The sequence below is a fragment of the Haemophilus sp. HMSC061E01 genome (assembly GCF_001810345.1).
Lineage (GTDB): Bacteria > Pseudomonadota > Gammaproteobacteria > Enterobacterales > Pasteurellaceae > Haemophilus_D.
Window position 1 is genome coordinate 280,076 of sequence record NZ_KV801005.1, and the last position, 24,873, is coordinate 304,948.

Annotated in this window: 22 protein-coding genes; 2 read left to right on the plus strand and 20 right to left on the minus strand. The window is 39.2% G+C overall.

The window, feature by feature from the left end:
- Positions 1-29: 29 nt before the first annotated feature.
- The 13 genes from rnhB to pyrH form a co-directional block, all read right to left on the minus strand.
- The gene (gene rnhB / locus HMPREF2732_RS04850) at positions 30-632 is read right to left on the minus strand and encodes a ribonuclease HII (RefSeq protein WP_070591606.1); all 603 of its coding nucleotides are present in this window, start codon (positions 630-632) and stop codon (positions 30-32) included.
- Positions 625-1,794: a lipid-A-disaccharide synthase gene (lpxB, locus tag HMPREF2732_RS04855; RefSeq protein ID WP_070591609.1), complete on the minus strand. Its 1,170-nt coding sequence runs from the start codon at positions 1,792-1,794 to the stop codon at positions 625-627. Before lpxB ends, rnhB begins: the two co-directional genes overlap by 8 nt.
- 95 nt (positions 1,795-1,889) lie before the next feature.
- Complete coding sequence (lpxA, locus tag HMPREF2732_RS04860; protein WP_070591613.1) at positions 1,890-2,678, minus strand: acyl-ACP--UDP-N-acetylglucosamine O-acyltransferase; 789 nt, start codon at positions 2,676-2,678, stop codon at positions 1,890-1,892.
- Between the two features lie 23 nt (positions 2,679-2,701).
- The gene (fabZ, locus tag HMPREF2732_RS04865; protein WP_005696774.1) at positions 2,702-3,151 is read right to left on the minus strand and encodes a 3-hydroxyacyl-ACP dehydratase FabZ; all 450 of its coding nucleotides are present in this window, start codon (positions 3,149-3,151) and stop codon (positions 2,702-2,704) included.
- A gap of 95 nt (positions 3,152-3,246) precedes the next feature.
- On the minus strand, positions 3,247-4,272 hold the full coding sequence (lpxD, locus tag HMPREF2732_RS04870) for a UDP-3-O-(3-hydroxymyristoyl)glucosamine N-acyltransferase (protein ID WP_070591616.1): 1,026 nt from the start codon (positions 4,270-4,272) through the stop codon (positions 3,247-3,249).
- 12 nt (positions 4,273-4,284) lie between these two features.
- A complete protein-coding gene (locus HMPREF2732_RS04875) occupies positions 4,285-4,893 on the minus strand; it encodes an OmpH/Skp family outer membrane protein (RefSeq protein WP_070591619.1) in 609 nt (202 codons plus the stop codon).
- 103 nt (positions 4,894-4,996) lie between these two features.
- Positions 4,997-7,375 carry an outer membrane protein assembly factor BamA gene (bamA, locus tag HMPREF2732_RS04880; RefSeq protein ID WP_070591623.1) on the minus strand — a complete coding sequence of 793 codons (2,379 nt, stop codon included), beginning with the start codon at positions 7,373-7,375 and terminating at the stop codon, positions 4,997-4,999.
- A 26-nt stretch (positions 7,376-7,401) separates the two neighbouring features.
- Positions 7,402-8,733, minus strand: coding sequence for a sigma E protease regulator RseP (gene rseP / locus HMPREF2732_RS04885; protein WP_070591626.1), 1,332 nt, complete (start codon positions 8,731-8,733; stop codon positions 7,402-7,404).
- 8 nt (positions 8,734-8,741) lie between these two features.
- On the minus strand, positions 8,742-9,608 hold the full coding sequence (locus HMPREF2732_RS04890; RefSeq protein WP_070591628.1) for a phosphatidate cytidylyltransferase: 867 nt from the start codon (positions 9,606-9,608) through the stop codon (positions 8,742-8,744).
- A gap of 11 nt (positions 9,609-9,619) precedes the next feature.
- Positions 9,620-10,339: a polyprenyl diphosphate synthase gene (gene uppS, locus HMPREF2732_RS04895; RefSeq protein ID WP_070591633.1), complete on the minus strand. Its 720-nt coding sequence runs from the start codon at positions 10,337-10,339 to the stop codon at positions 9,620-9,622.
- Positions 10,340-10,379: 40 nt separating this feature from the next.
- A complete protein-coding gene (gene ispC, locus HMPREF2732_RS04900) occupies positions 10,380-11,579 on the minus strand; it encodes a 1-deoxy-D-xylulose-5-phosphate reductoisomerase (protein WP_070591635.1) in 1,200 nt (399 codons plus the stop codon).
- A gap of 89 nt (positions 11,580-11,668) precedes the next feature.
- Positions 11,669-12,226: a ribosome recycling factor gene (frr, locus tag HMPREF2732_RS04905; protein ID WP_070591637.1), complete on the minus strand. Its 558-nt coding sequence runs from the start codon at positions 12,224-12,226 to the stop codon at positions 11,669-11,671.
- A 124-nt stretch (positions 12,227-12,350) separates the two neighbouring features.
- Positions 12,351-13,064: a UMP kinase gene (gene pyrH / locus HMPREF2732_RS04910; RefSeq protein WP_070591641.1), complete on the minus strand. Its 714-nt coding sequence runs from the start codon at positions 13,062-13,064 to the stop codon at positions 12,351-12,353.
- Positions 13,065-13,189: 125 nt separating this feature from the next.
- Here pyrH and HMPREF2732_RS04915 point away from each other — a divergent pair, with 125 nt between their 5' ends.
- Positions 13,190-14,749: a phosphoethanolamine transferase gene (locus HMPREF2732_RS04915; RefSeq protein ID WP_070591643.1), complete on the plus strand. Its 1,560-nt coding sequence runs from the start codon at positions 13,190-13,192 to the stop codon at positions 14,747-14,749.
- Between the two features lie 72 nt (positions 14,750-14,821).
- On the opposite strand, the gene tsf is transcribed toward HMPREF2732_RS04915, so the two are convergent.
- The 4 genes from tsf to mtr form a co-directional block, all read right to left on the minus strand.
- Positions 14,822-15,673, minus strand: coding sequence for a translation elongation factor Ts (gene tsf / locus HMPREF2732_RS04920; protein WP_049373168.1), 852 nt, complete (start codon positions 15,671-15,673; stop codon positions 14,822-14,824).
- A gap of 133 nt (positions 15,674-15,806) precedes the next feature.
- Positions 15,807-16,529, minus strand: coding sequence for a 30S ribosomal protein S2 (rpsB, locus tag HMPREF2732_RS04925; RefSeq protein WP_005698638.1), 723 nt, complete (start codon positions 16,527-16,529; stop codon positions 15,807-15,809).
- A 169-nt stretch (positions 16,530-16,698) separates the two neighbouring features.
- Positions 16,699-17,472, minus strand: coding sequence for a class I SAM-dependent methyltransferase (locus tag HMPREF2732_RS04930; RefSeq protein WP_070591645.1), 774 nt, complete (start codon positions 17,470-17,472; stop codon positions 16,699-16,701).
- Positions 17,473-17,537: 65 nt separating this feature from the next.
- On the minus strand, positions 17,538-18,794 hold the full coding sequence (gene mtr, locus HMPREF2732_RS04935) for a tryptophan permease (RefSeq protein WP_049368915.1): 1,257 nt from the start codon (positions 18,792-18,794) through the stop codon (positions 17,538-17,540).
- Between the two features lie 121 nt (positions 18,795-18,915).
- Here mtr and HMPREF2732_RS04940 point away from each other — a divergent pair, with 121 nt between their 5' ends.
- Positions 18,916-19,695 (plus strand): M48 family metallopeptidase, encoded by a 780-nt coding sequence (locus HMPREF2732_RS04940; RefSeq protein WP_070591648.1) that lies wholly within the window; start codon positions 18,916-18,918, stop codon positions 19,693-19,695.
- 141 nt (positions 19,696-19,836) lie between these two features.
- On the opposite strand, the gene HMPREF2732_RS04945 is transcribed toward HMPREF2732_RS04940, so the two are convergent.
- From HMPREF2732_RS04945 to HMPREF2732_RS04955, 3 genes are read right to left on the minus strand one after another with little or no spacing between them, the layout of a single operon-like run.
- Positions 19,837-22,941 carry a multidrug efflux RND transporter permease subunit AcrB gene (locus HMPREF2732_RS04945; RefSeq protein ID WP_070591652.1) on the minus strand — a complete coding sequence of 1,035 codons (3,105 nt, stop codon included), beginning with the start codon at positions 22,939-22,941 and terminating at the stop codon, positions 19,837-19,839.
- 13 nt (positions 22,942-22,954) lie between these two features.
- The gene (locus tag HMPREF2732_RS04950) at positions 22,955-24,151 is read right to left on the minus strand and encodes a multidrug efflux RND transporter periplasmic adaptor subunit AcrA (RefSeq protein ID WP_049363237.1); all 1,197 of its coding nucleotides are present in this window, start codon (positions 24,149-24,151) and stop codon (positions 22,955-22,957) included.
- Positions 24,152-24,181: 30 nt separating this feature from the next.
- Positions 24,182-24,760 (minus strand): TetR/AcrR family transcriptional regulator, encoded by a 579-nt coding sequence (locus HMPREF2732_RS04955; protein ID WP_049363238.1) that lies wholly within the window; start codon positions 24,758-24,760, stop codon positions 24,182-24,184.
- Between the last annotated feature and the right edge of the window lie 113 nt (positions 24,761-24,873).

Sequence of the window (24,873 nt, forward strand, 5' to 3'; positions counted from 1 at the left end):
ATCCTTCAATCTTAGAACCTTCAAGCTCACTACTCTTCTATGCCTAGGGCTTTCTTCACTGGAGAAAAACTTCGACGATACTCTGGTAAAGGGCCCAGTTCCGCTAATTTTTCCAAGTGTAATTTGGTTGGATACCCTTTATGTTGAGCAAAAGCATATTCAGGATACTTTTTATCTAATTCTTCCATTTCCTGATCGCGTGCGACTTTTGCCAAAATAGAGGCGGCACTAATTTCCGCCACAAGTGAATCCCCTTTCACTACCGCTTGAGCTGGTAAACCAAGGTTAGGCGGAATACGATTGCCATCCACCAATACAAAGTGCGGTTGAATTTCTAAGGCTTTTACGGCTCGCTCCATGGCTAACATAGAGGCATGAAGAATATTCAATTCATCAATCTCAGCTGGCTCTGCTCGACCCATTGCCCAAGCTAAGGCTTTCTCTTTAATTTCTGCCGCGAGTGCAAGACGTCTTTTCTCGCTGAGCTTTTTAGAGTCTGCTAAACCAGCAATCGGGTTATTCGGATCTAAGATCACTGCAGCCGTGACAACTGCACCAACTAAAGGGCCTCGGCCTACTTCATCCACCCCAGCAAATAGTTGATAACCTTCAGGATAAACAAAATCAGTCATGGTTTTGCTCCAATAAATCAATCACAGCTTGTGCGGCTTGACTGTCCGCATCACATTGAATTAATTTATGTAATTCAGTAAAACGTTGAATTAAAACACTGCGAGATTTGACCGCACTTTCATCATCGCCCAAATATTGAGAAAGTTGTTCTGCTAATTTTTTCGGTTCGCAATCTTCTTGAATCATTTCTGGTACAAGCATTTCATCCGCTAATAAATTAGGTAATGAAATATATTTTGTTTTGACTAATCGTTTTGCCAAGAAATACGTGAACGGTTTCATTCGATAGCCCACCACCATTGGTGATTTACATAGCATCGCTTCAAGTGCAGCAGTACCTGAAGCTAGTAAAGTTGCTTCTGCAGCTATCATCACTTGGCGTGATTTACCATCAATTAAATGCATATCAAGATCAGGAGCAATCTGAGCCTTTATTTCCTCAAATTGCTGGCGACGTTTTTCATTCACCAAAGGGACTAAAAACTGCAAGTCTGGATATTTTTCTTTTAATAACAAAGCAGTTTTTAAAAATGGCTCTGTAAGGAAGCCCACTTCACTACCACGGCTCCCCACTAAAATGGCAAGATAACGTCCTTTTTCATCAATATCTAAGGTCTGGCAAGCTTCTGTACGATTTGGTTTTAATGGAATCGCATCTGCCATAGTATGGCCAATAAAACGGCAAGGCACATTAAAACGATCATAAAAGGCTTTTTCAAAAGGAAGAAAAGCCAATACTTGATGGGTCGCTTTGGCAATTTTATAGATACGATTTTGACGCCAAGCCCATACAGATGGGCTCACGTAATGAATGGTTTTAATCCCTTTTTCTTTTAATTTAAGTTCAACGGTAAGATTAAAATCCGGTGCATCAATACCGATAAATACATCCGGTTTAATAGCAGAAAGTTGTTCGATGACACTTCGACGAATTTTAAGCAATCGAGGTAAATGTTTAAGTACTTCTACTAGCCCCATGACAGAGAGCTCTTCCATATCAAAAAAGCTTTCAAAACCTTGAGCAATCATTCGCTCACCACCAATCCCGACAAATTTAGCTTGTGGATAGTGGCGTTTGAGCGCTTGAATGAGACCTGTACCAAGAATATCACCAGACACTTCACCGGCAATAATTGCAATAGTCGGATTTTCTTTTATCATTAAATTTATCCTAAAAAACGACCGCACTTTGAACAAATCATAGTGCGGTCTCTTTGTTATTCATCATTTTCTCTTAACGAGAAAAGAAACGTTAATTAACGAATAATGCCACGAGTAGAACGTTTGAAGAATTCCACAAAGAAACTAATTGCAGATTCTGTTTGCGCAATTTGTTCAATTTCAGGCAACACTTCTTCAAGGGTTTTACCACTGCGGTAAATCATTTTATAGACGTTACGAATCGCGTGCATGGTTGGTTTATCAAAACCACGACGTTTTAATCCTTCAAGGTTAACACCAAAAGGCTGTGCATGGTTACCCTGCGCCATCACATAAGGCGGCACATCTTGGCTAACCATAGAGCCACCACCTAGCATTACGTGCGCACCGACGACCACAAATTGGTGAATCGCAGACATACCACCTACAATAACAAAATCATCTAATTCAACGTGACCTGCAAGGGTTGCATTGTTTGCCAAAATACAATTATTTTTGATTTGGCAATCGTGAGCAACGTGGACGTTGATCATCAATAAGTTGTTGTTACCAATACGTGTTACACCACCACCTTGGATTGTGCCGCGGTGAATCGTCACATGTTCTCGAATAAGGTTGCCATTACCAATAATGGTTTTCGTTGCTTCGCCCTTATATTTTAAATCTTGATTGACTTCACCAATGCTAGCAAATTGATAAATCTGGTTATCTTCGCCAATCACGGTGTCTCCTTTCACGACAATATGAGAATTTAAAACGGTACGCGCTTTAATCTCAACGCTCCCTTCAATAATACAGAAAGGACCGATAACAACGTCTTCGCCAATAACTGCACCATCAGCAACAAGCGCGGTTGGATGAATTTTTGCACTTGGGTGGATCATACTTACCCCTTAATTTTCTTTAATTATCGACGAGCACACATTAATTTGGCTTCACAAGCAACTTCACCGTTTACGGTTGCAATACCCGTGAATGCTGTAATACCACGACGTTCTTTAATCACTTGAACGTTCAATTCCATTTGATCTCCAGGTAATACTGGGCGTTTGAAACGCGCTTCATCAATACCTGCGAAATAGAATAATTCGCCACCTTTTAATTCATGGGTTTTAAATGCAAGGATCCCCATTGATTGCGCCAAAGCTTCAAGAATTAACACACCTGGTAAAATTGGCTCTCCAGGGAAATGACCGGTAAAACAAGGTTCGTTTACGCTGATATTTTTAATTGCTTTTAACCATTCACCTTCTTTGTAGTCTAACACACGATCCACTAATAAAAATGGATAACGATGTGGCAATAAGGTCATAATTTCTTTTGCTTCAATTACTTTACTTGCTTGATTCTCTGACACGTCTAATACCTTTAAAATAAATAACAATAAAACACTGGAATTATACGATATTTCTGTATAAAAATAAAACGCACCCTAGGGTACGTTTTAAAATCTTAGCCAAGTTTTTTCTCTAGGGCTTTCAATCGTTTATTCATACCATCAATTCCCAAGGTAAGTGCAGCTGTTTTTCGCCACTCTTTATTGGTTTGTAATGGGATACCCGATGAGTAAACGCCTGGTTCAGTAATTGGACGCATTACCATCCCCATGCCAGTCACAGTTACTTTATCGCAGATTTCCATGTGGCCATTGATCACACTTGCTCCGCCAATTAAACAATAACGCCCCACTTTTAGACTACCCGCCATAATGACACCGCCAGCTACTGCTGTACCCGTGCCGATATGAACGTTATGCGCAATTTGACAAAGGTTATCAATGATGACGTTATCTTCAATGACTGTCGCATCTAAGGCTCCACGGTCAATACAGGTACAAGCACCGATTTCGACATTATTACCAATAATCACTTGTCCTACTTGTGGAATTTTCACCCAGCGACCACGATCATTCGCATAGCCAAAGCCATCACTACCAATCACAGCACCTGATTGAATTAAGCAATTTTGTCCAATTTCTACTTCATGATAAACGCTTACGTTTGCCCAAAGCTGTGTACCTGCACCAATTTTGGTGAATTTACCTACAAAACAACCGGCGCCAATAATTACGTTATCGCCTAATACAACACCTTCTTCAATAACAGCATTTGCACCAATTGATACATTTTCACCCATTGAAGCTTTTTCAGAAATAACCGCACTTGGGTGGATATTTTGAGCTGCTTTCGGGGTAGTATCCATATATTGCGCTAATACTGCATAAGCAACATAAGGATCTTTAACGATAAGTAAATTACTTTCAGGTGAGCAAAATTCCACATCCGCTTCTGACACCACAAGAATACCTGCTTTAGATTCAGCTAATAAAGGGCGAAATTTTGCATTAGAAATGAACGTAAGCTGATTTGTATCTGCTTTTGAAAGAGCAGCAATACTATTAACGACAACATCGGCGTTACCGCGAAAGGTACCGCCGACTTTTGTTGCTAATTCCTGTAAAGAATAGGATTTTTGCATTATGAGAACCTATTATTTTTTCTCTTCAGTTTTTGCTGGAGCGGCTTTCTCAGTTGCAGGAATAGATTTTAATACTTCTTCAGTAATATCTTTACCATCTACCGCAAATACGACAGAGTTTGCATCTAAAACATAAGTATAACCTTTAGCTTTAGCTAAATTATTCGTTGCAACTTGAATGCTTTCCAATAATTTACCACGCTCTTCAGTTTGACGTTTTTCGTTTAACTCTTGGAACTCTGCCACTTTTTTATCTTGCTCTTCCATTAATTTACTTAATGCAGCTTCTTCATCTGAACCGAATTTAGTAATTTCGTCTTGGCGTTTTTGAATTTCAGCTTGACGTAAACGAGGTGCATCTTTTTGTAACGCTGCAATTTTTGCTTCTACTTTTTTACGAGATGCCACGATTTTATCATCAATTTCTTTTTTGCTTGCAGCAAGTTTATCTGCCATTGGTTTAAATTCAGCATCTAATTTATCAGCTACAGCTTGGCGATCTGGGTGATTTTGGAATAAATAACCCGCATTGATGAATGCGATATTTTCATCTGCAGCAGCAAAACCTGATGCAAGTGCAAGACCTAAAGAAAGTGCGGTAACTTTTAGTACGTTTTTCATATTTGAATTTCCTTAAATTAGTTGAGTAAATTTTTCTGTGTCAGCTAACTCACTGACACAGAACAAAGATTTTGACTTAAATAGAATATAAAAGTTCAATTTATTAGAAAGAACCACCAATACTAAATTGGAATTGTTCTACATCATCATTTTCATATTTTTTGATTGGTTTCGCGTAAGAGAATACCAATGGTCCAATTGGTGATTGCCATTGGAAAGCAACACCAGTTGAAGCACGAACTCTACCTGCTTTACTGTAATCAGGTAATGTTGCATAAATCGGAGATGATTTTAAGCCTTCTTTATCTGATTTCCATTTTGTATTCCAAACGCTAGCTGCATCAACGAAAAATGAGGTTCTTACGCTATTTTGACTTTTATCTCCAACAAATGGAGTTGGCACAATAAGTTCCACGCTTGCTGTAGCCATCGCGTTACCACCAACGACATCAGTGCTTTGATACCATTGACCATATTTGTCTTGATAAATCGCATTAGGACCTACCGCACCGTAAGCAAAGCCACGTAATGAACCGATACCACCAGCCGTATAAAGTTGATAAAACGGAACACGTTTACCACCTAAGCCATTTGCATAAGAGGCGGTTGCTTTTCCTGATAACACCCAACGGTGATCACGATCTAATGGGTAGAAACCTTGAAGCTCAGCGCTTAATTTATAATATTTATTGTCAGATCCTGGAATGGTTACGCGACCACCTAGATTTGCTTTCACCCCTTTAGTTGGGAAATAGCCACGATTTAGACTGTTGTAGTTCCAACCAAATGAGAAATCAAAATCATTAGTTTTGATTGAGTTTCCAGTCAAATTCATTGACTTCATGTATAAATCACGATTGTACTCATACGCGAAGTTGCTAATTTTATTGTAAGTATAACCTAATCCCACGTAATATGAGTTATTCTCATTAACTGGGAATCCTAATGTGACATTACCGCCATAAGTCGTACGCTTATAGGTTGATGAAGTATCACTTTTCGAGTTGTCATAAGTTTCATAGAATACGTTTCCACCTAAACTTACGCCATCTTTAGTAAAGTATGGTTCTGTATAACCTAAGTTTACACTTGTACCGTAGTCATTACGTGTACCGGCTAAACTTACCGCTGCACCTGTTCCCAAGAAATTGTCTTGTTTCACACTTGCTTGATAGCTGATACCACTTTCTGTACCATAACCGATACCAAAGTTAATACTACCGGTATTACGTTCTCTTACTTTATATACGACATCGACTTCATCATTAGAACCTTGAATTGGTTCAACACGATTTTCTACACTCTCAAAGAAACCCGTTCTATCTAAACGTACTTTACCTAACTCAACTAATTGAGAGTTATACCAAGTACCTTCTTGCTGGCGCATTTCTTGACGCAATGTGCTATCTGCAGAAACCGTATTACCTTCAAAGCGAACTTGACGAACAGATAAACGACGTCCCGCATCAACCACAAAGGTTAATGCTAATGTTTTATTCGCATCATCGAAAGTTGGTACAGTATTCACTGTTGCACTACCGTAACCACGTTCACCTAATTTATCTTTAATTAAGCTTTCAACATTTTGCACATCCGCACGACTGAATGTATCATTTAAGTGAAGTTCACCTAATAATGGTTGTAATTCATCAGCCATACCACCTAAGTTACCGACGATACGAGCAGAACTTAAATTGTATTTTTCACCTTCACTTACATCAATAGTGACATCTGCTTTTGTATGTTCTTCATTCAACTGAACATCTGTTTTTGTCACTCTTGCTTTTGCATAACCATTATTTTGGTAATAGTCTTGGATAGCTTGAATATCTTTATCAAATTGAGAACCATCAAACTTATTACCCCAAAGTTTCCACCAAGAATCAGGTTGAAGTTCCATTTGTTCTTGTAACTTACTGCTAGAAATCGCTTCATTTCCATTAAAAGTAACAGAACGAAGTTTTGCCGTATCATCTTCATCAATTTGAAGTGTAATTTCTGCACGGTTATTCGGTAAAGTTGTCACTATCGGATCAACTTTCGCATTATAACGACCTATACTCTTATAATGTTCTCTTAAGGTTTTCGCAAACTCTTCTAATTTCGCACGATTTAAGACATCACCACTTTTGAAACCATTTGCATCAAGGTTTTGTTTTAATGCTTCTGTTGGAATAACTGAGTTACCTTTAATATTCACTTCAGAAATAATTGGTTTCGCAATAACGCTCACAACTAATGCGTCGCCATCTTGGAAAGCTTTAACATCATCAAACTGTCCACTTACGAATAATGAACGTACAATATTGGCTACATCTTTATCCGTTACACGCTGACCACTACGAACAGGAAGACTTGCTAGAATTTGCTGTTCTAAGTCTCCTTGAGCACCGTCAACACGAATGTCTTTTGCTACAAATGGTGCCGCAAATACACTCGTTGTAGTACCGAATAATAAACTTGCGATTAGAAGTTTTTTCATCGACTTTATCCTATAAAAAACAATAGTTATAAACGTAAGAAATCATTAAAAAGCACAAAAATTGTTTGAATTAACAAAATTGTGAGCCCTATACGATAACTTAAATTTTGTACCCGTTCTGAAACAGGTTTTCCTTTGATAGCTTCCGCCGCCAAAAATACGAGATGTCCACCATCTAAAACTGGCAACGGAAATAAATTCATTATGCCTAAATTAACACTAATCAACGCGAGAAAACTTAAGAAATAAATCCCCCCCGCGTTAGAAGATGCACCTGCACCTTGGGCAATTGAAATTGGCCCCGCCAAACTGGAAAATGAAAGCTCTCCACTAAACAATTTCCCGATTGCCTTCACAATAAACCAAGAAATTTGGCCTGTCTTTTCCACACCTTTTTGTAAGGCATCAAGAATACCATATTTTAATTCAGTTCGATACTGTTCGCCAACTTTTAAGAACGTCGGACTTAACCCAACAAACCATTTACCCTCTCGATTCTTCTCAGGTTGCAAGGTTTTGTCAAAAATTTCTTGATTACGTTCGATCTTGATTGTAAAAGGCTGACCTTGTTGTACCAGTGCGACAAAAGCTTTCCAATCAAGTGCGGTCGAATTTTCTGCCAAAATTTTATCGCCAACCAACAAGCCTGCTTTTTCAGCCGGTGAGTTCTCCACCACTTTTGATAATGTCATCTCCACTTTACTTGAAACGGGATTGATCCCTAGTGTTTCAAATGCTGTTTCTTTATCTGGCTCAAATGTCCAATTTTGCAGATTAATGGTTCGTTGATAAGGTTGGTCTTCACCAAAAGGCGTTAATGTGAGTTCAACAGAATCATAACCTAACTTATCAGTGAGCAATAAATTAATGGTTTCCCAATCGGGTGTATTCTTTCCATCAATTGCTAAAATCTGGCTATTCGGTTCAACTTGAGCCATTGCAGCCGGAGAATTGGGTGTTATGTTTTCAATAACCGGTTTAACACTCGGAATTCCAACGGCATAAATGACCCAATATGCCAAAATCGCAAAAATAAAATTAGCCAAAGGGCCTGCAGCAATCACAAAAGCACGTTGAGCAACAGATTTACTTTCAAATGCCTGCGATTTTAATTCTACGGGAACTTCTTCATTTCGCCCGTCAAGCATTTTGACATATCCGCCAAGCGGAATAGCTGAAATAGCAAACTCTGTGCCTAATTTATCTGTACGTCGCCAAATCACTTTACCAAAGCCAATCGAAAAACGATGAACTTTAATACCGCACTTTCTTGCTGCCCAAAAGTGACCGTATTCATGTACAGCAACCAGTACGGCAATTGCAACAATAAATGAGCCAAGCGACCACAAAAACGACATGTTCGATCCTATAACACAAAGAAATAGAAGTATGTGAAAAATGGTACTGCTGCCGTTAAGCTATCAATTCGATCTAAAATACCGCCATGGCCTGGAATTAATTGACTACTGTCTTTAATCCCTGATTCACGTTTAAACATACTTTCGGCTAAGTCACCCAATACAGAAATAGCCACTGTTGCCACAGAAAGCACAATAAAACCACTCATTGCACGACTACCTAATAAGGTTTCACCTGAGAAATGGATAAATACAAAAGCCAATACAGCTGCAGTGATCATACCACCAAATACGCCTTGCCATGTTTTCCCAGGTGATACTTTCGGTGCAAGTTTGTGCTTACCAAAAGCTCGTCCCGCAAAATAGGCACCTGAGTCAGCTGCCCATACCAATACAAACACATAAAGCAATAAGAATAAACCATGATGTGGATCTGCAGTATAATTATCTAAGCGTAAACGTAAGACTGCTGCCACAAAAGGAATCAACGTAGAAAAAGCAAACAGGAGTTGTAAAGGAATATTTTTTCCCCAAAACTTCGCTGAGCTTGGATAAGTCACCACTAATACTAATGCAAGTGCCCACCAACCGACAGAGTTTAGCAATAACAACGGCAAATAGTTTTCAAACACTCGACCCGCATCTAAATAATTTCCTTCGTTATAAAGCCAAAGGAAGATAAATGCGCCTAAAAATGCAGCGATACAAAGGCGCGCCAAAGGATTTTTAAAACGAGCAAATTGAGCCCACTCCCAAATACCAAGCGTCGCCACAAAGCCTAAGGCTAGGGCAAAATAAAATGGGGTAAATAAGAACAAGGCACATAATACCAAAGCAATCAACACAATGGCTGATAATACACGTTCTTTAAGCATAAGTTCTCCGCTTATTCTGTCCCGCCAAAACGGCGATGACGTTGTTGATAGCAGGCAATTGCCTGATTAAAATCTTTTTCACTAAAATCCGGCCAAAGCACATCTAAAAAACACAATTCCGCATACGCAATTTGCCAAAGTAAGAAATTACTAATGCGTTGCTCACCGCTAGTCCGAATTAACAAATCAACCGGCGGCTCATCTTGTGTGACTAAATGTTGCTGGAAAAGTGATTCATTAATATCAGTCACCGAAATCTCATTATTTTTTACTTTTTCAGCTAACTGTTGAGTCGCTTGAACAATATCCCAACAACCACCATAATTCGCTGCAATATTTAAAGTCAGTGCGGTATTATTTCCCGTTAAATTTTCTGCTTTTGCGATCTTCTCTTGCAATTTTTCACTAAAACGAGAAACATCACCGATAATCTTTAAACGAATATTATTTTTATGTAATTTTTTAACTTCTCGATCAAGCGCTTGCATAAAGAGCGTCATTAAAGCGCTCACTTCTTGCTCGGGACGATTCCAGTTTTCGCTGCTAAATGCATATAACGTCAAAAATTTAACACCCATTTGTCGTGCATAACTCACCGCACGGCGAACAGCCGCCACCCCATTTGTATGGCCAAAAATACGCAGCTTATTTTGTTGTTTCGCCCAGCGCCCATTACCATCCATTATGATGGCAACGTGTTCGGGAATATTATTGTTATCAAGTTCTTTCATTCTAAAATATTCGGATTTTATGACCGCACTTTGGTGTATTCTACATTAACTTTTTAATCAGTGAAGCGGCTAATTCACGTGCTTGCTTATCTACGGATAATACATCATCAATGCTTGAAATTATAGAAGATGGCATTTGCTCAACCGCTGCTTGGTTAATTTTCGCAATATCCGTAAATTTAATATAGCCATCTAAAAAGGCTTGTACTGCAATTTCATTTGCTGCATTCATAGCAGTTGTCGCATACTGCCCTTCTGCAAAAGCCTCGATCGCTAATTTTAAATTTGGATAACGATTAAAATCAGGTTCGATAAATGTCAATTCTTTGATTTTAAAGAAGTCTAATGGTTCCACACCACTGACTGTACGATTTGGATAAGCCATGGTTTCCGCAATGGGCGTGCGCATATCTGGATTGCCCATTTGAGCAATGACCGAACCATCTACATAACGCACCATTGAATGAATAATAGATTGAGGATGAATAATCACCTCCATTTCATCAGCCGATGCATTGAAGAGCCAGCGGGCTTCAATGTACTCTAACCCTTTATTCATCATCGTGGCAGAATCCACGGAGATTTTTTTACCCATTGACCAGTTTGGATGAGCGACGGCTTGTGCGGGAGTAATATGTTCAAACTCGTTTAATGGCGTATAACGGAAAGGGCCACCAGAACCCGTTAAGACAATTTTACTGACGCCCAATTCTTTCAAAGGACAGAACCCAACCTTTTCTTGTGCTTCAGGCGGTAAAGATTGAAAAATCGCGTTATGCTCGCTATCAACAGGCAATAATTTTGCTTTTGACTGCTTCACTGCATCAATAAAGATCTGGCCACAAGTCACTAACGATTCTTTATTCGCAAGCAAGACTCTCTTACTTGCTTTTACCGAAGAAAGGGTCGGCAATAATCCCGCCGCACCAACAATCGCCGCCATAACTTGATAAGCGTCTGGATGTGCTGCCAACTCACAAATGGCTTTCTGTCCAGCTAAGACTTCCGTTTTAATGTGATGTGAAGCTAATTTTTCTCGCAATACCTTTGCTGCATTTTCATCATCTAGTGCGGAAAAGTGCGGTTGAAATTTCACGCATTGTTCAAACATTGTCTCAACATTTTTACCCCCCACTAACGCAAAGGCATGGTATTTGTCGGGGTTATGTTCGATAACTGAAAGGGTGCTATGACCAATAGAACCCGTTGATCCTAAAATAACAAGATTTTGTTTTTGCATAAAATTTCGACCGCACTTTGTGCTTTTATTTCTTCATCAGAATAGAACAAGGGCAGACACTTGGTCTGCCCCAAAACATGGTTCGACAATTAGAAATCCATTAATTCTTTTTCTTTATCAGCTAAGATCTCATCCACTTTTTTGATATAACTATCAGTCACTTTTTGAATGATTTCTTCTGCTTTGTGTTGATCGTTTTCACTGATTTCTCTGTCTTTTAATAATGCTTTGATTTTATCATTTGCATCACGACGTACGTTACGAATCGCGACTTTACCTTGTTCACCTTCGCTTTTTACGATTTTGATTAAATCACGACGACGTTCTTCAGTTAATGGAGGAAGAGGCACGCGAATTGTTGTACCTGCTGAAGATGGGTTTAAACCTAAATCAGACGTTAAAATTGCTTTTTCTACTGCGCTGATTAAAGAACGGTCAAATACTGTTACCGCTAAAGTACGCGCATCTTCCGCAACCACGTTAGCTAATTGACGAAGTGGGGTCGCTGCACCATAGTATTCCACTTGGATCGCATCTAATAAGCTAGGTTGAGCACGACCTGTACGGATTTTTGCAATATGTCCACGCAACGCTTCGAGGCTTTTTTCCATACGAGCTTCAGCATCTTGTTTAATTTCGTTAATCATTCATCTGTCCTTTTAAATAAATAAAGATAAAACACAGTGATTCTACTGGATTTTTAGGGAGTTTTGAATAAATTTATTCATAAAAAAGGCGAGATAGTCTCTCGCCATTTTATTCTTTAAAAAATTAACTAATCGTTGTGCCTTCTTCTGTACCAAGTACGACTTTACGTAACACACCTGGTTTACACATATTAAATACACGAATTGGCATACCGTGGTCACGCGCAAGTGTGAATGCGGCTAAATCCATTACTTTTAATTCTTTATCAATCACTTCGGCATAAGATAATTTATGATATAGCTTCGCATTAGGATTTTTTGCTGGATCGCAATCATACACACCATCAACTTTAGTCGCTTTTAAAACGATATCCGCCTCAATTTCGATACCGCGTAAGCATGCCGCAGAATCTGTAGTAAAGAACGGGCTCCCCGTACCTGCAGAGAAAATTACGACACGTTTTTCACGCAACATTTTAATCGCTTCAGACCAGTTATAGGTATCGCAAATACCATTTAATTGGAATGCAGACATTAATTTTGCATTCACATCTGCACGGTGAAGCGCATCACGCATTGCCAAGCCATTCATCACAGTTGCAAGCATCCCCATGTGGTCGCCCACTACACGATTCATGCCAGCTTTAGCTAATTTTGCGCCACGGAATAAGTTACCACCACCGAGCACAACACCAACTTCCACGCCCATTTCAATTAATTCTTTAATCTCTAACGCCATACGATCAAGAATTGAAGGATCAATACCGAAGCCCTCATCCCCTTGTAATGCTTCACCACTTAATTTCAATAAAATACGTTTGTAAATTGGTTGGCTCATTTGTCTTTTCCTTTGTCGGTTACAAAATTTGGCCTATTCTAGCAAAAGAGCGAAAAAGTTAAAAATGGAAATTGGTCAGGAAAGTGCGATAAAATATCGCCGTTTTGATTTTATAGGTAAACTTTATGAAGATTTCAAAAACCTCACAAATTTTAACCGCACTTTTTTCTTTGGCTTGTGCCATTGCTGCCGGTTATTTGATTTTACGTGGTTCAGGGATGTTTCCTGAGCCGTCTATTAGTCTGATTTTACTCACGGCTATTTTCATTATTTTATTAAGTAGCAGCCGAAAATCTTTCTATTTTATTTTATTACCCTTAGTTTGCTTACACGCAATTTATACGCCGACAGGCTTAAATTTTGGTGCGCCAAGCTACCAATATATTGCATCGGTTCTCGCGACAGATATGTTAGAGACCAAAGAGTTTCTCATGCAAATCCCTGTGAGCAGCTATTTAGCAGCATTAGCTATTCCAGTTTTAGTCTTTTTACATTACAAAAGTGCGGTCAAATTTGGGGTGAAATTTTATCGCAATAAAACATTCATTGCCCTCGCCACCCTGTTGATTGGCTATAACTTACCGATTGCTGCGCCATTAAAAGAAACGATAGATTCGAGTGTACAAATTGTTAATGAATGGCAAAAATTAAAAAAAATGTCACAGGAAAGCAGCTGGGGACAATCCACATTAGAAAATTCTAAATACCAAGATTATGTGATTATTTTGGGTGAAAGTGCGCGAAAAGACTACTTACATGCTTATGGCTATCCTGTTAATGACACGCCATTCATGTCATCAACAAATGGCACACTTATTGATGGGATGACATCTGCCGGAACCAACACTGTCGCCTCATTGCGCTTAATGTTAACTTTACCTGACAAAGAAAAATGGGAACCTAACTATGATTTAAGCTTAGTGGATCTGATTAAGTCCGCGGGCGTAAAAACCTACTGGCTTTCTAATCAAGGTTTCTTAGGTGAATATGACACGCCAGTTGCTTCGCTTGCATCAAAATCTGATGAAACCATTTTCCTGAAAAAAGGCGGTAGCTTTAATTCTACAAACTACAGCGATTTTGATTTAATTCCTAAATTTGCCCAAGTTTTAGAAGATCCAACGCAAGGTAAACGCTTTATTGTGTTACACATTTATGGTTCACATCCTCTTGCTTGCGATCGCGTTGAAGATTATCCGAAAATTTTCAATGATAATGACATTGAGAAAAAGAACGAGTACTTAAATTGCTATGTTTCATCCATTAAGAAAACCGATGATTTTATTAAGAAAGTGTATGAAACCCTCAAAGAAAACGAGCAAAAAACACACCGCACTTTCTCAATGATTTATTTTTCAGATCATGGTTTATGTCATCAGGAAGATGATAAACATGGCGTCACCTTGTTTAACCAAAACTGTCACAGTCAATTACATCATAATATTCCGCTCTTTAAGATTTCATCTGATGATACGGCACGTAAAGAATACAAAGCCTTTAAATCTGGTTTGAATTTCTTAGAAGGTATTGCTAATTGGATAGGGATTAAAAATCCGAAGCTCACATTAGAAGAAGATTTATTCTCTGAACAAGCTGACAAAGATGACTATGGACTGAAAAAAATGATTGAAGAAAAATATCGTAAAGATGCAGACCCTGCAATCGATATTAGTCCAAAGAAATAAAGCATCTCAAATTTAAGACAACAAAAAAGCCGATATTGAATATCGGCTTTTTTTATACCTCAATGGAGAAAATTAAGCGTTACCGCCAGTGATTTTTGCAACTTCAGCTGCAAAATCTTCTTCTTTTTTCTCGATACCTTCACCCACTTCTAAACGGATGAAGTTAGACACTGAAGTGTTTACTGATTTTAAGAAGTCACCTACAGATACAGAAGGATCCATGACGAATGGTTGACCTGTTAATGAAACTTCACCAGTGAATTTCTTCATACGACCTTCAACCATTTTCTCTGCGATTTCTTTTGGTTTACCAGAGTTAACTGCGATATCAATTTGGATTTGACGTTCGTGTTCAACTACTTCTGCAGGTACATCTTCTGGGTTCACGAATTCTGGTTTAGATGCCGCTACGTGCATTGCCACTTTTTTAAGTTCATCAGCTGAACCTTCACCCGCAACTAACACACCGATTTTAGCACCGTGTAAGTATTGAGCAATAACTTGACCCTCTAAGTAAGCAACACGACGGATGTTCATGTTCTCACCGATTTTAGCCACTAATGCAGCACGTTTTTCTTCAAATTGTGCTTGTAACGCTTCGATAGTGGTACCTTTGTGTGCTGCTGCGAAATCAGCTACTTCGTTTGCTAAACCTAAGAAGCCAGCATCTTTTGCTACGAAGTCAGTTTCACAGTTCATTTCAACTAATACACCGAAACCATTTTCTACACGAGCAAGGATAACACCTTCAGCTGCAACACGGCCTGCTTTTTTAGCTGCTTTAGCTTGACCAGATTTACGCATATTGTCGATTGCTAACTCGATATCACCGTTTGCTTCAACTAATGCTTTTTTACATTCCATCATACCGGCACCGGTACGTTCACGAAGTTCTTTTACTAATGATGCTGTGATTTCAGCCATTTTAAAAATCCTCTGTCGAAAATGCGATTTATTTTGACCGCACTTTTAGATAAAAATATAGGGGCTAAATTTTAGCCCCTATGCCAATTAATCGTTTGATTATTAAGGGCTTCGCCTTATTGCAAAACTTAAATTATTCTGCGTCAGCTGCTAATTCTTCAGCAACTTGAGCTTCGTTACCACGACCTTCTTTAACCGCTGCTGCAGCTGCAGAAACGTAAAGTTGGATAGCACGAGTCGCATCATCGTTACCTGGGATAACGAAATCTACGCCAGCTGGAGTTGAGTTAGTATCAACGATAGCAAATACAGGAATACCTAGGTTGTTTGCTTCTTTAACCGCGATATGTTCGTGGTCTGCACCGATAACGAATAACGCATCTGGTAAGCCGCCCATATCTTTGATACCGCCAAGGCTTAATTCAAGTTTTTCCATCTCACGGGTACGCATTAACGCTTCTTTTTTGGTTAATTTGTCAAAAGTACCGTCTTGAGATTGAGTTTCTAAATCTTTTAAACGTTTAATTGATTGACGAACAGTTTTCCAGTTAGTCAACATACCACCTAACCAACGGTGGTTTACGTAATATTGTTGACAGTCTAATGCTGCAGCTTGTACTGCTTCTTGAGCCGCGCGTTTAGTACCAACGAATAATACTTTACCGTTGTTGCTAGCGATACGGGTTAATTCCGCTAAAGCTTCATTGAATAAAGGTAAAGTTTTTTCTAAGTTGATGATGTGAACACCATTACGAGCACCAAAAATGAAAGGTTTCATTTGTGGATTCCAGTAACGAGTTTGGTGTCCGAAGTGTACGCCTGCGTTGATCATGTCGCGCATTGAAACTTGTGCCATAATATTTTCCTTTTGTTGGGGTTGAGCCTCCACATATCAGCTAATCGACCGTTTGGCACCCCGATTAAGCCTTAATGATATGTGTGTGTTGTTAATAATTAAAAACGCTGCTTTTGAAACCCAAAAACAGCGGTGCGATTTATACCATAAAGTGCGGTCAAAAACCAGTTTATTTTGTTAAATTCATCACTTTTCTTGCTTTAATAAACAATAAAGGGGGACGATGCAGCAAATCTTTAAATTCATCATGCCATTGTGGCTGCTCGGCTAACATTGGTTCAGCCATTTGTTCAATTTGAAAACCTGCGGCAATTAAATCATTAATAATCGTTGCCGTCGTGCGGTGATACGTTTTAAAAGGTTGTTGAAACCAATTTCGCTCTCTCAATCCTTCATCACGGTAATGATTTAAACGATAAGCGACTTGCTGTTTTTGCTCATTTTTTTCCCAGCGTTCCCCTTCTTTATGGCAAGTCGTAATCGGATGCTCTTGGGAAAAAACTAATGTGCCGTTAGGCTTAAGCTTATTGGCTATCATCGCTAATAAAGCGGGAAAATTCTCAATATAATGAAAAGCAAAAGAGCTGGTAATGACATCAAAATCACTTTCTGGCAATTCCGTTAATTTTTCCATCGGTAACTGATATAACGAAAAACGTCCAGAAAATTGACCGCGCTTTTGCAGATCTTGTTCAGCTTGCTCTAGCATTTTAGCTGAAAGATCTGTTCCTACTACTCTCTCCGCATTGCGTTCTAAATAGAGTTGCAAATGTCCGCCAGTTCCACAACCTAGATCGAGCAATTTTTTTCCTTGTAAATCAGGTAACAGGGAAAGCATAGTCGGCTTTTCCACTATTTCATTGAGACTGATTGGGTTAGATCGAAGTTTTTGATAAAGCGCAAAGAAGTTTTCTTTATCATAAACGCTCGTTTGGTTACTCATCTCGTTTCCTATGTAAAATTAAAAAGGGCGTATTCGATACGCCCCTACAATATTAACGCGAAAACTTATCCTGCGAAACTTGCAAACCATCCTAAGTTTGCGCCTACTTGTGCCACAATATTTAACACACCGAATAAGATCACAAAGCCAATCATAAAATTACCTCCATACACTTTATAAGTCGCATTTGGGAATTTTTGGCGACTTGCTTTAGCAAGCAGTGCTGGCACGATTGCAGCCCAAATAGTTGCAGCTAATCCAGCATAACCAATGGCAATCACGAAACCATAAGGGAATTGTAAACTTAACAATAGTGGAGGTAAGAATGTTACCAATGTGGTTTTTGTTCTGCCTAATAAGCTGTCATCAAATTTAAATAAATCGGCAATATAATCAAATAAACCTAACGTTACCCCTAAGAATGAGGTTGCAATAGCCATATAAGCAAAGAAATTCAATACAACCGCAATGTATTCCACTTCAATATATTTGTGTAATGCTTCTAATAATGCTGATACATCGCCGCCTTTTTCAATCACGGGGGCAAATTCTGTACGTGGTAAATTACCTTGCACCGCAAGCTGCCATAAGATGTAAATCACTAAGGCTAAGCCTGTACCAATAAAGATCGATTTCATTACACGACTACCATCGCGATCGTAATATTTGACGAGACTCGGTACATTTCCATGGAAACCAAAAGACACTAAGCAAACAGGAAGTGCGGTCAATAAATAAGGTAAATAAGTTTGATCACCTTCTGCAATAGTATTGAATAACACTTCTGTTTTTACAGAGCTCAATAAACCTGCGGTAGAAAGGAAGAAAGCGACTACCATCCCAACAATCAATATAGTGGTGAAACGATCCACAGCTTTAGTGGAAAGCCACACGAAAGCCGCAAGAATAAAACAGAAAATTAAGGATCCAGAAGTACGTCCAATATCGACCGCACTTTCAGCAGAACCAAAAGCTTGGTTAAGCAAGTTTTGTGTAATACCACCGCCTGAAGTGATGTAGGCATAAGTCAAAATATACAAAACAAAAGCAACTGAAAGACCATTGATAATATTCCAGCCTTTACCTAACAAATCTTTTACGATGGTGTCAAAGCTTGAGCCGGTAGGATAATGTAAGTTGGCTTCTAAGATCATCAAACCTGATGTGGTCATACAGAACCAAGTGTAAACCAAAGCAAGAATAGAGCCGATAAACCATACGCCAGCCGTTGAGGTTGGGTTTGCAAGCATACCTGCACCAATTGCGGTACCTGCAATAATCATGGCGCCGCCTAATAAAGAAGGAGATTTTTTTATTGTCATAGTAAAGTCCTAGAATATAATTTTGCACTATTATAGTAGTACAAATTTAAAAGACAATCTTTTTGTATCGACAAAACGCAATAAATTCATATAATCAGCCATCTCAACAAAAGGATAATTTATGAAAAAACAACTCAAAAGTTTTGCTTTTGCTGTATTAGCAGGGGCGGTTATCACGTCTTGTGCGGATTCTGCCTCAATCAATCAAGAAGCAGCAAGCAGCTATACACAAGAAATGGGGAAAATTCGCTCACAAGGTGCGATTGATACTACATCAAGTACCGCAAGACGTATTCATCATGTCTTTAATAAAATGGTGCCTTATGCTAACCAAGAGAATGAGACAGGCTTAGAGTTTAACTGGCAAATTAATGTCATTAAATCTAAAGAGCTCAATGCTTGGGCTATGCCTGGCGGGAAAATGGCTTTCTATACAGGTTTAGTGGATACCTTACAACTAAACGATAATGAAATCGCCGTTGTAATGGGACATGAAATGGCACACGCCTTAAAAGAACACGGTAAAGCTAAAGCCAACTTTGGCACCATGAGTGCCATTGCTGGTGCTATTGGTGGGACAGCACTCTCTGTTGTCGTTGGGGCTGATGTGACTGATTTAGTGACACTCACGAAAGACTTTGCTTTAGATAAACCTTACTCTCGTAGTGCAGAAACTGAAGCAGATGAAGTGGGTCTCATGTTAATGGCTCGCTCAGGTTACAATCCTCAAGTCGCGCCTGGCTTATGGCAAAAAATGGCTAAAGCCTCTGGTGGTTCTAAAGGTGCGCTTGACGTGTTAGCTTCTACTCACCCAAGTGATGAATCCCGTCAAGAAAACTTACAACGCTTATTACCGGAAGCGATGGAACTTTATAAAGCGACAAAAAATAAAAACGGTTAATAAAAACGGTTAATAAAAACGGTTAAAAAGTTGACCGCACTTTCATAAATAAAAAGCGAACATCATGTTCGCTTTTTTAATCTCTAAAAGAAAACCGCACTTGAAAAATCAAAGTGCGGTTTGTTTTTATCGTATTTTCAATTAATGTTGTTCGTTAATGTGACCTTCAATTGGTTTTACATTTTCATCAAACACTGGTAACGGTTTGTGTTCGCTTGCAATGTAAGAATAAATCACTGGCAACACGAACAAGGTAAACAATGTACCGATTGCCAAACCTGCCACGATAACGATACCAATACTGAAACGAGATACCGCACCCGCACCTGTTGCATAAAGCAACGGTACAAGACCTGCAATCATCGCTGCGGTTGTCATCAGAATTGGACGTAAACGTACTTTAGCCGCTTCGGTAATCGCTTCAACACGCGTTTTACCATGATTTAACTGCTCTTCTTTCGCTACTTCACACATTAAAATACCGTGTTTTGTGATAAGACCAACTAAGGTAATCAAACCAACCTGTGAGTAGATATTTAGCGTTGTCCCTGCAATACCAATAAATCCGAAAGCATTTAAGGCTAACAATGCGCCACTCACGGCTAACGGCACAGAAATCATAATCACGATTGGATCGCGAATTGATTCAAACTGAATCGCCAAGACTAAGAAAATAATCACTACCGCAAGTAAGAACGTTACAGCAAGTGCATTACCTTCTTGTACTAACTGACGCGCTTCACTTTTAAAGTCATAGTTATAACCCTGTGGTAACGTATTTTTCGCATTGTCCTGTAACCATTGGATCGCATCACCAATTGAAGTACCTGGCATCGGTACAGCACTAATCACCGCAGAGTTTAACTGACTGAAACGAGGCAATGTACTTGGTTGCGGTTCCAATGTAGCCGTCACCAAGCTGCTTAATGGCACAGAAGTACCATTTGCTGCGGTGATGTAATACTTATTAAAACTTTCTGGCGATAAACGATTGTCACGTTTTACTTGAGAAATAATTTTGTAAGCTCGACCATCAATATCCACACGTTCAATGGTTGCGGCAGATAAGAAACTCCCTAATGTACGGCTGATTTGTTGCATCGTAATGCCGTAAGTCCCCGCTTTTTCACGGTCAATCTTAATACGCATTTGAGCAGTATCAAATTTAAGATCAAGATTGGTATAAACGAACTTACTGGATTTTTGCATATCTTCTAAGAATTTACCCGCCACATTTGCTAAATCACCATAGTCTTGTGATGTGCTGATCACAAAACCAATTGGAGGACCTTGCTCCCCTGTATCAATTTCTGGGAACGCAAAGCCTTGTACAGACACTTCAGGAATGGATTTCGCTTTTTCATTCAACTCATTCATGATAGCTGTTTGGCTTTTTGAGCGTTCTTTCCAATCTTTTAAAGTCACAACGTTTAAAGATTGGTTAGAAGTTGGTGCGCCTGAAATCGTCATGGCAAACTGCACTTCTGGCGTATTTTTTAAAATCTCTTGATAAGGTGTCATCGCATTTTGCACATAATCCACGTTTACGTTAGACGGTGCAGAACCGATTGCCAAAAATGCGCCTTTGTCTTCCGTTGGTGTTAATTCACTTGAAAGTGATTTAAACAACACTGGTAAGGTTGCAAAAATGATTGCCGCAAACATCAACATACATTTACGGTTTACCATCACCAAATCAAGTACATACGCATAAGCTGCATTCACTTTACTAAGGGTATGCTCTACTCGTTGTTCCAATTTACTTGGAGCCTCGTTGGATTTCAGCAATTTACTGGTCATCATTGGTGAAAGCGTTAATGCTACGATACCGGAAATAAATACTGCTCCAGCAAGGGTTAAAGCAAACTCTTTAAACAACGTACCCGTAATACCGCCCATTAACGCCATTGGAGAATATACCGCAATCAAGGCTATAGTCATGGAAATAACCGGAACGGCAATTTCACGCGTACCAATAATCGCCGCACGGAATGGTGTTTCACCTAACTTAATGTGGCGGTCTACGTTTTCCAATACCACAATCGCATCATCCACCACCAAACCAATGGCTAGAACCAATGCCAGCAAAGTCATCAAGTTAATAGAGAAATCAAATGATTGAAGCAACATAATTACCCCGATTAATGAAATCGGAATGGTGATAACCGGGATTAAAATCGCACGGAATGAACCAATAAACATGGTAATCACCACCAACACGATCAGCGTTGCCTCAACAATCGTTTTGATTACTTCATTAATGGAGTTATTAATCGCAATTGTACGGTCATATAAGATGTCAGATTCAATAGCATCCGGCAGATTATTTTTAATACTGTCATATAGCGGACGCACTTTCGCAGCTACCGTTAATGGGTTTGCTGACGAAGTTGGATTAATCGCTAATACAACGGAATCTGCGCCATTCGCTACCGCACGTGAGCTATCGCTTGATTTATTTAATTCAATATCAGCGATATCGCGTAAACGTACTAACTTATCACCGTTTGATGTCACAATTAAGTTGCTTAATTCTTCAACCGATTTTGTCGTAGTTTCTACTTTGTTTTTATAGGTCACAAAATAGCCATTATCATTACCTGCTGCCGTTTGCACGTTATTCGCCGCTAATGCTGACATCACAGTTGTAGCCGAAAGGTTTTGAGCCGCCATTTTTTCAGGATCTAACCAAATACGCAGTGCATACTCAGATGCACCAAAAACATCAACACTCGCGACCCCTTCAACAGTAAAGAACTGAGGTTTGACTACGCGTTGAATATAGTCAGTCACTTGGCTTGCATCAAGTTTGTTAGAACGGAAACTAATATACATAATTCCCGAACCACCTGTAGAGGAAGAAACCGTTGGATCTTCAATACCACTTGGCAATTCAGAACGAACCGAGTTAACTTTGGCTAACACATCTGCCAAGGCTGCATTCGGATCGGTATTTAATTTCATTTTTACGGTGACTGTTGAAGTGCTTGGGCTAGAGCTTGAAGACATATAGTCCACATTGTCTGCTTGTGCTACCGCTTCTTCAATTTTCGAGGTCACAAATGCCTGAATTAAGTTTGCATCTGCACCTGGATATGCGGTGGTCACCGTAATTACCGTTGTGGTCATTTTCGGATATTCGCGCACAGCCAATTTCGAGATCGCTTGTAATCCTAAAATAATGATTAACAAGCTAATCGAAACCGCCAAAACAGGACGACGAATAAATATATCGGTAAATTTCATTCGCTTTTCCTAATTAAAGATTCGTTTTATTCGCAGGTTGTTCAGTACCTACGCCCGCTTTATCTGCAACAGAGACTAATGCACCGTTACTTAAGTTTTGCTGACCGCCGGTCACAATTTTATCGCCGACTTTCACTTCATCGCCTTTTAATTGTGCATAAATACCTTGACGATCTTTCGTAAATACAGTGATTGATTTTGCACGGTACATATTCGCCGCTTTTTCTGCGCCGCCTAATTTCTCAATATCTTCATCGGAAAGTGCGGTCAAAATATAAAGCGATTCGCCATACATGTTGTAGCTCACTGCCACTTGTGGCACAACGATTTGGTTATGTTCAGTTGGTAAAGCCACATTTAAGCGAGTAAACATTCCGGATAATAATTTTGCACCATCTTCTGGTTCAAACGTTGCTTGAACATCGACTAAACCCGTTGAAGAATTAATTGCAGGCTCAATTGCGGTAACCTTTGCTGCAAAGGTTTCACCTTTACGTGCGTCTGCCGTAGCCGTTACTTTTTGACCAATATGCAATTTATCTAATAGGTTTTGAGCAATCGCAAAATCGACTTTCATTGAAGAACGATCTTCCACACGCACAATTTCAGTACCGTTTGAAACATACTGACCAACATTCACTTTCACGATACCCGCTTTACCATCAAATGGCGCGACGATTTGGCGACGCTCAATGGTTGCTTTTAATGACTCAATATTTGCCGCTTGTGCTTCATAAGCTGATTTTGCGTTATCTAATTCTTGACGAGAAACGGCACCGCTGCCTGCAAGGTTTGCATAACGTTGATAAGTTTGACGTAATGACACCACTTGAGCTTGAGCCGCTTGTAAGCTTGCACGCTCAACGGAACTATCTAACTCAACTAACAAATCACCCTTTTTCACGCTTTGGCCATTTTGCACGAGCACTTTAGACACCGTTCCTGCACTTTGAGCGCTTAACATTGCCCCTTGATTCGGACGAACAAGACCTGTCGTTTCAATGATTGGCGTCCATTCTGAAGCCTTAACTGTCATTGCAGTCACAGGAGAGGCTGTTTCTGGTTTATTTGCTAAGAAATCAGCAATGCCTTTTGCCTTCATTTGATTAAGGAAAATCATTGCTGCAAAAATTAACACAAATACGCCTAACGCTAATTTCAAAAAGAAAACGTGTGAACGCTTTGGTTTATCAGTTTGAGTTATACTCATTTGGAAAACTCCATTAAGACAATAAAATGACTATTTCTGAATTGCACGCCAAGAGCGTTCAATGACAGATTCTAACACAACATCGGTAACCGCTATACCGAGAAATTTGTTATCTGAGGCTAAAACTATTGCAGTATCTAGACTCAGCAAAAATAAAATTCGAGGTTCTAAATTAGCTAACACATTTGCTGCTTGTCCATTGAGACAAAACTGATCCCAGCACGAATGCTCCATTTCTTTGCAGGTTTCAATAAACTCCAGCAAAGATTTATACTGGTTCATATTTGACAAAACCGTTGGATTTTCTTGAAGAAAATGCCAAATATTCCACCACATTTTTCTGTATTGTTCGAAAAAAGGTTGATTTTCATCAAAACCTTCTTCAATCGCCATAACAAACTTATTGAACACTCGACGAGCAAATTGTGCTAATAACTCGTCTTTACTCTTAAAATAAAGATAAATCGTGCCCGCTGCGATGCCTGCTTCCTTGGCTAACTTATGCATAGAAAGATGATGTAATCCTTCTTTTGCCATAAGACGATCTGTTGCATCAAAGATCTGCTCGCTGACATCAAGCTTCGTTTTAGAGGCTTTTACTTGTCGCATAATAAAAAATTAAATTCTTAGGGTTATATATGAGAAAGGTCATTTAAGATGAATATCAAAAATGAATAAACGTTCATTTTATTGATTTTTCGTTTTTTGGCAAGTGAAAATAT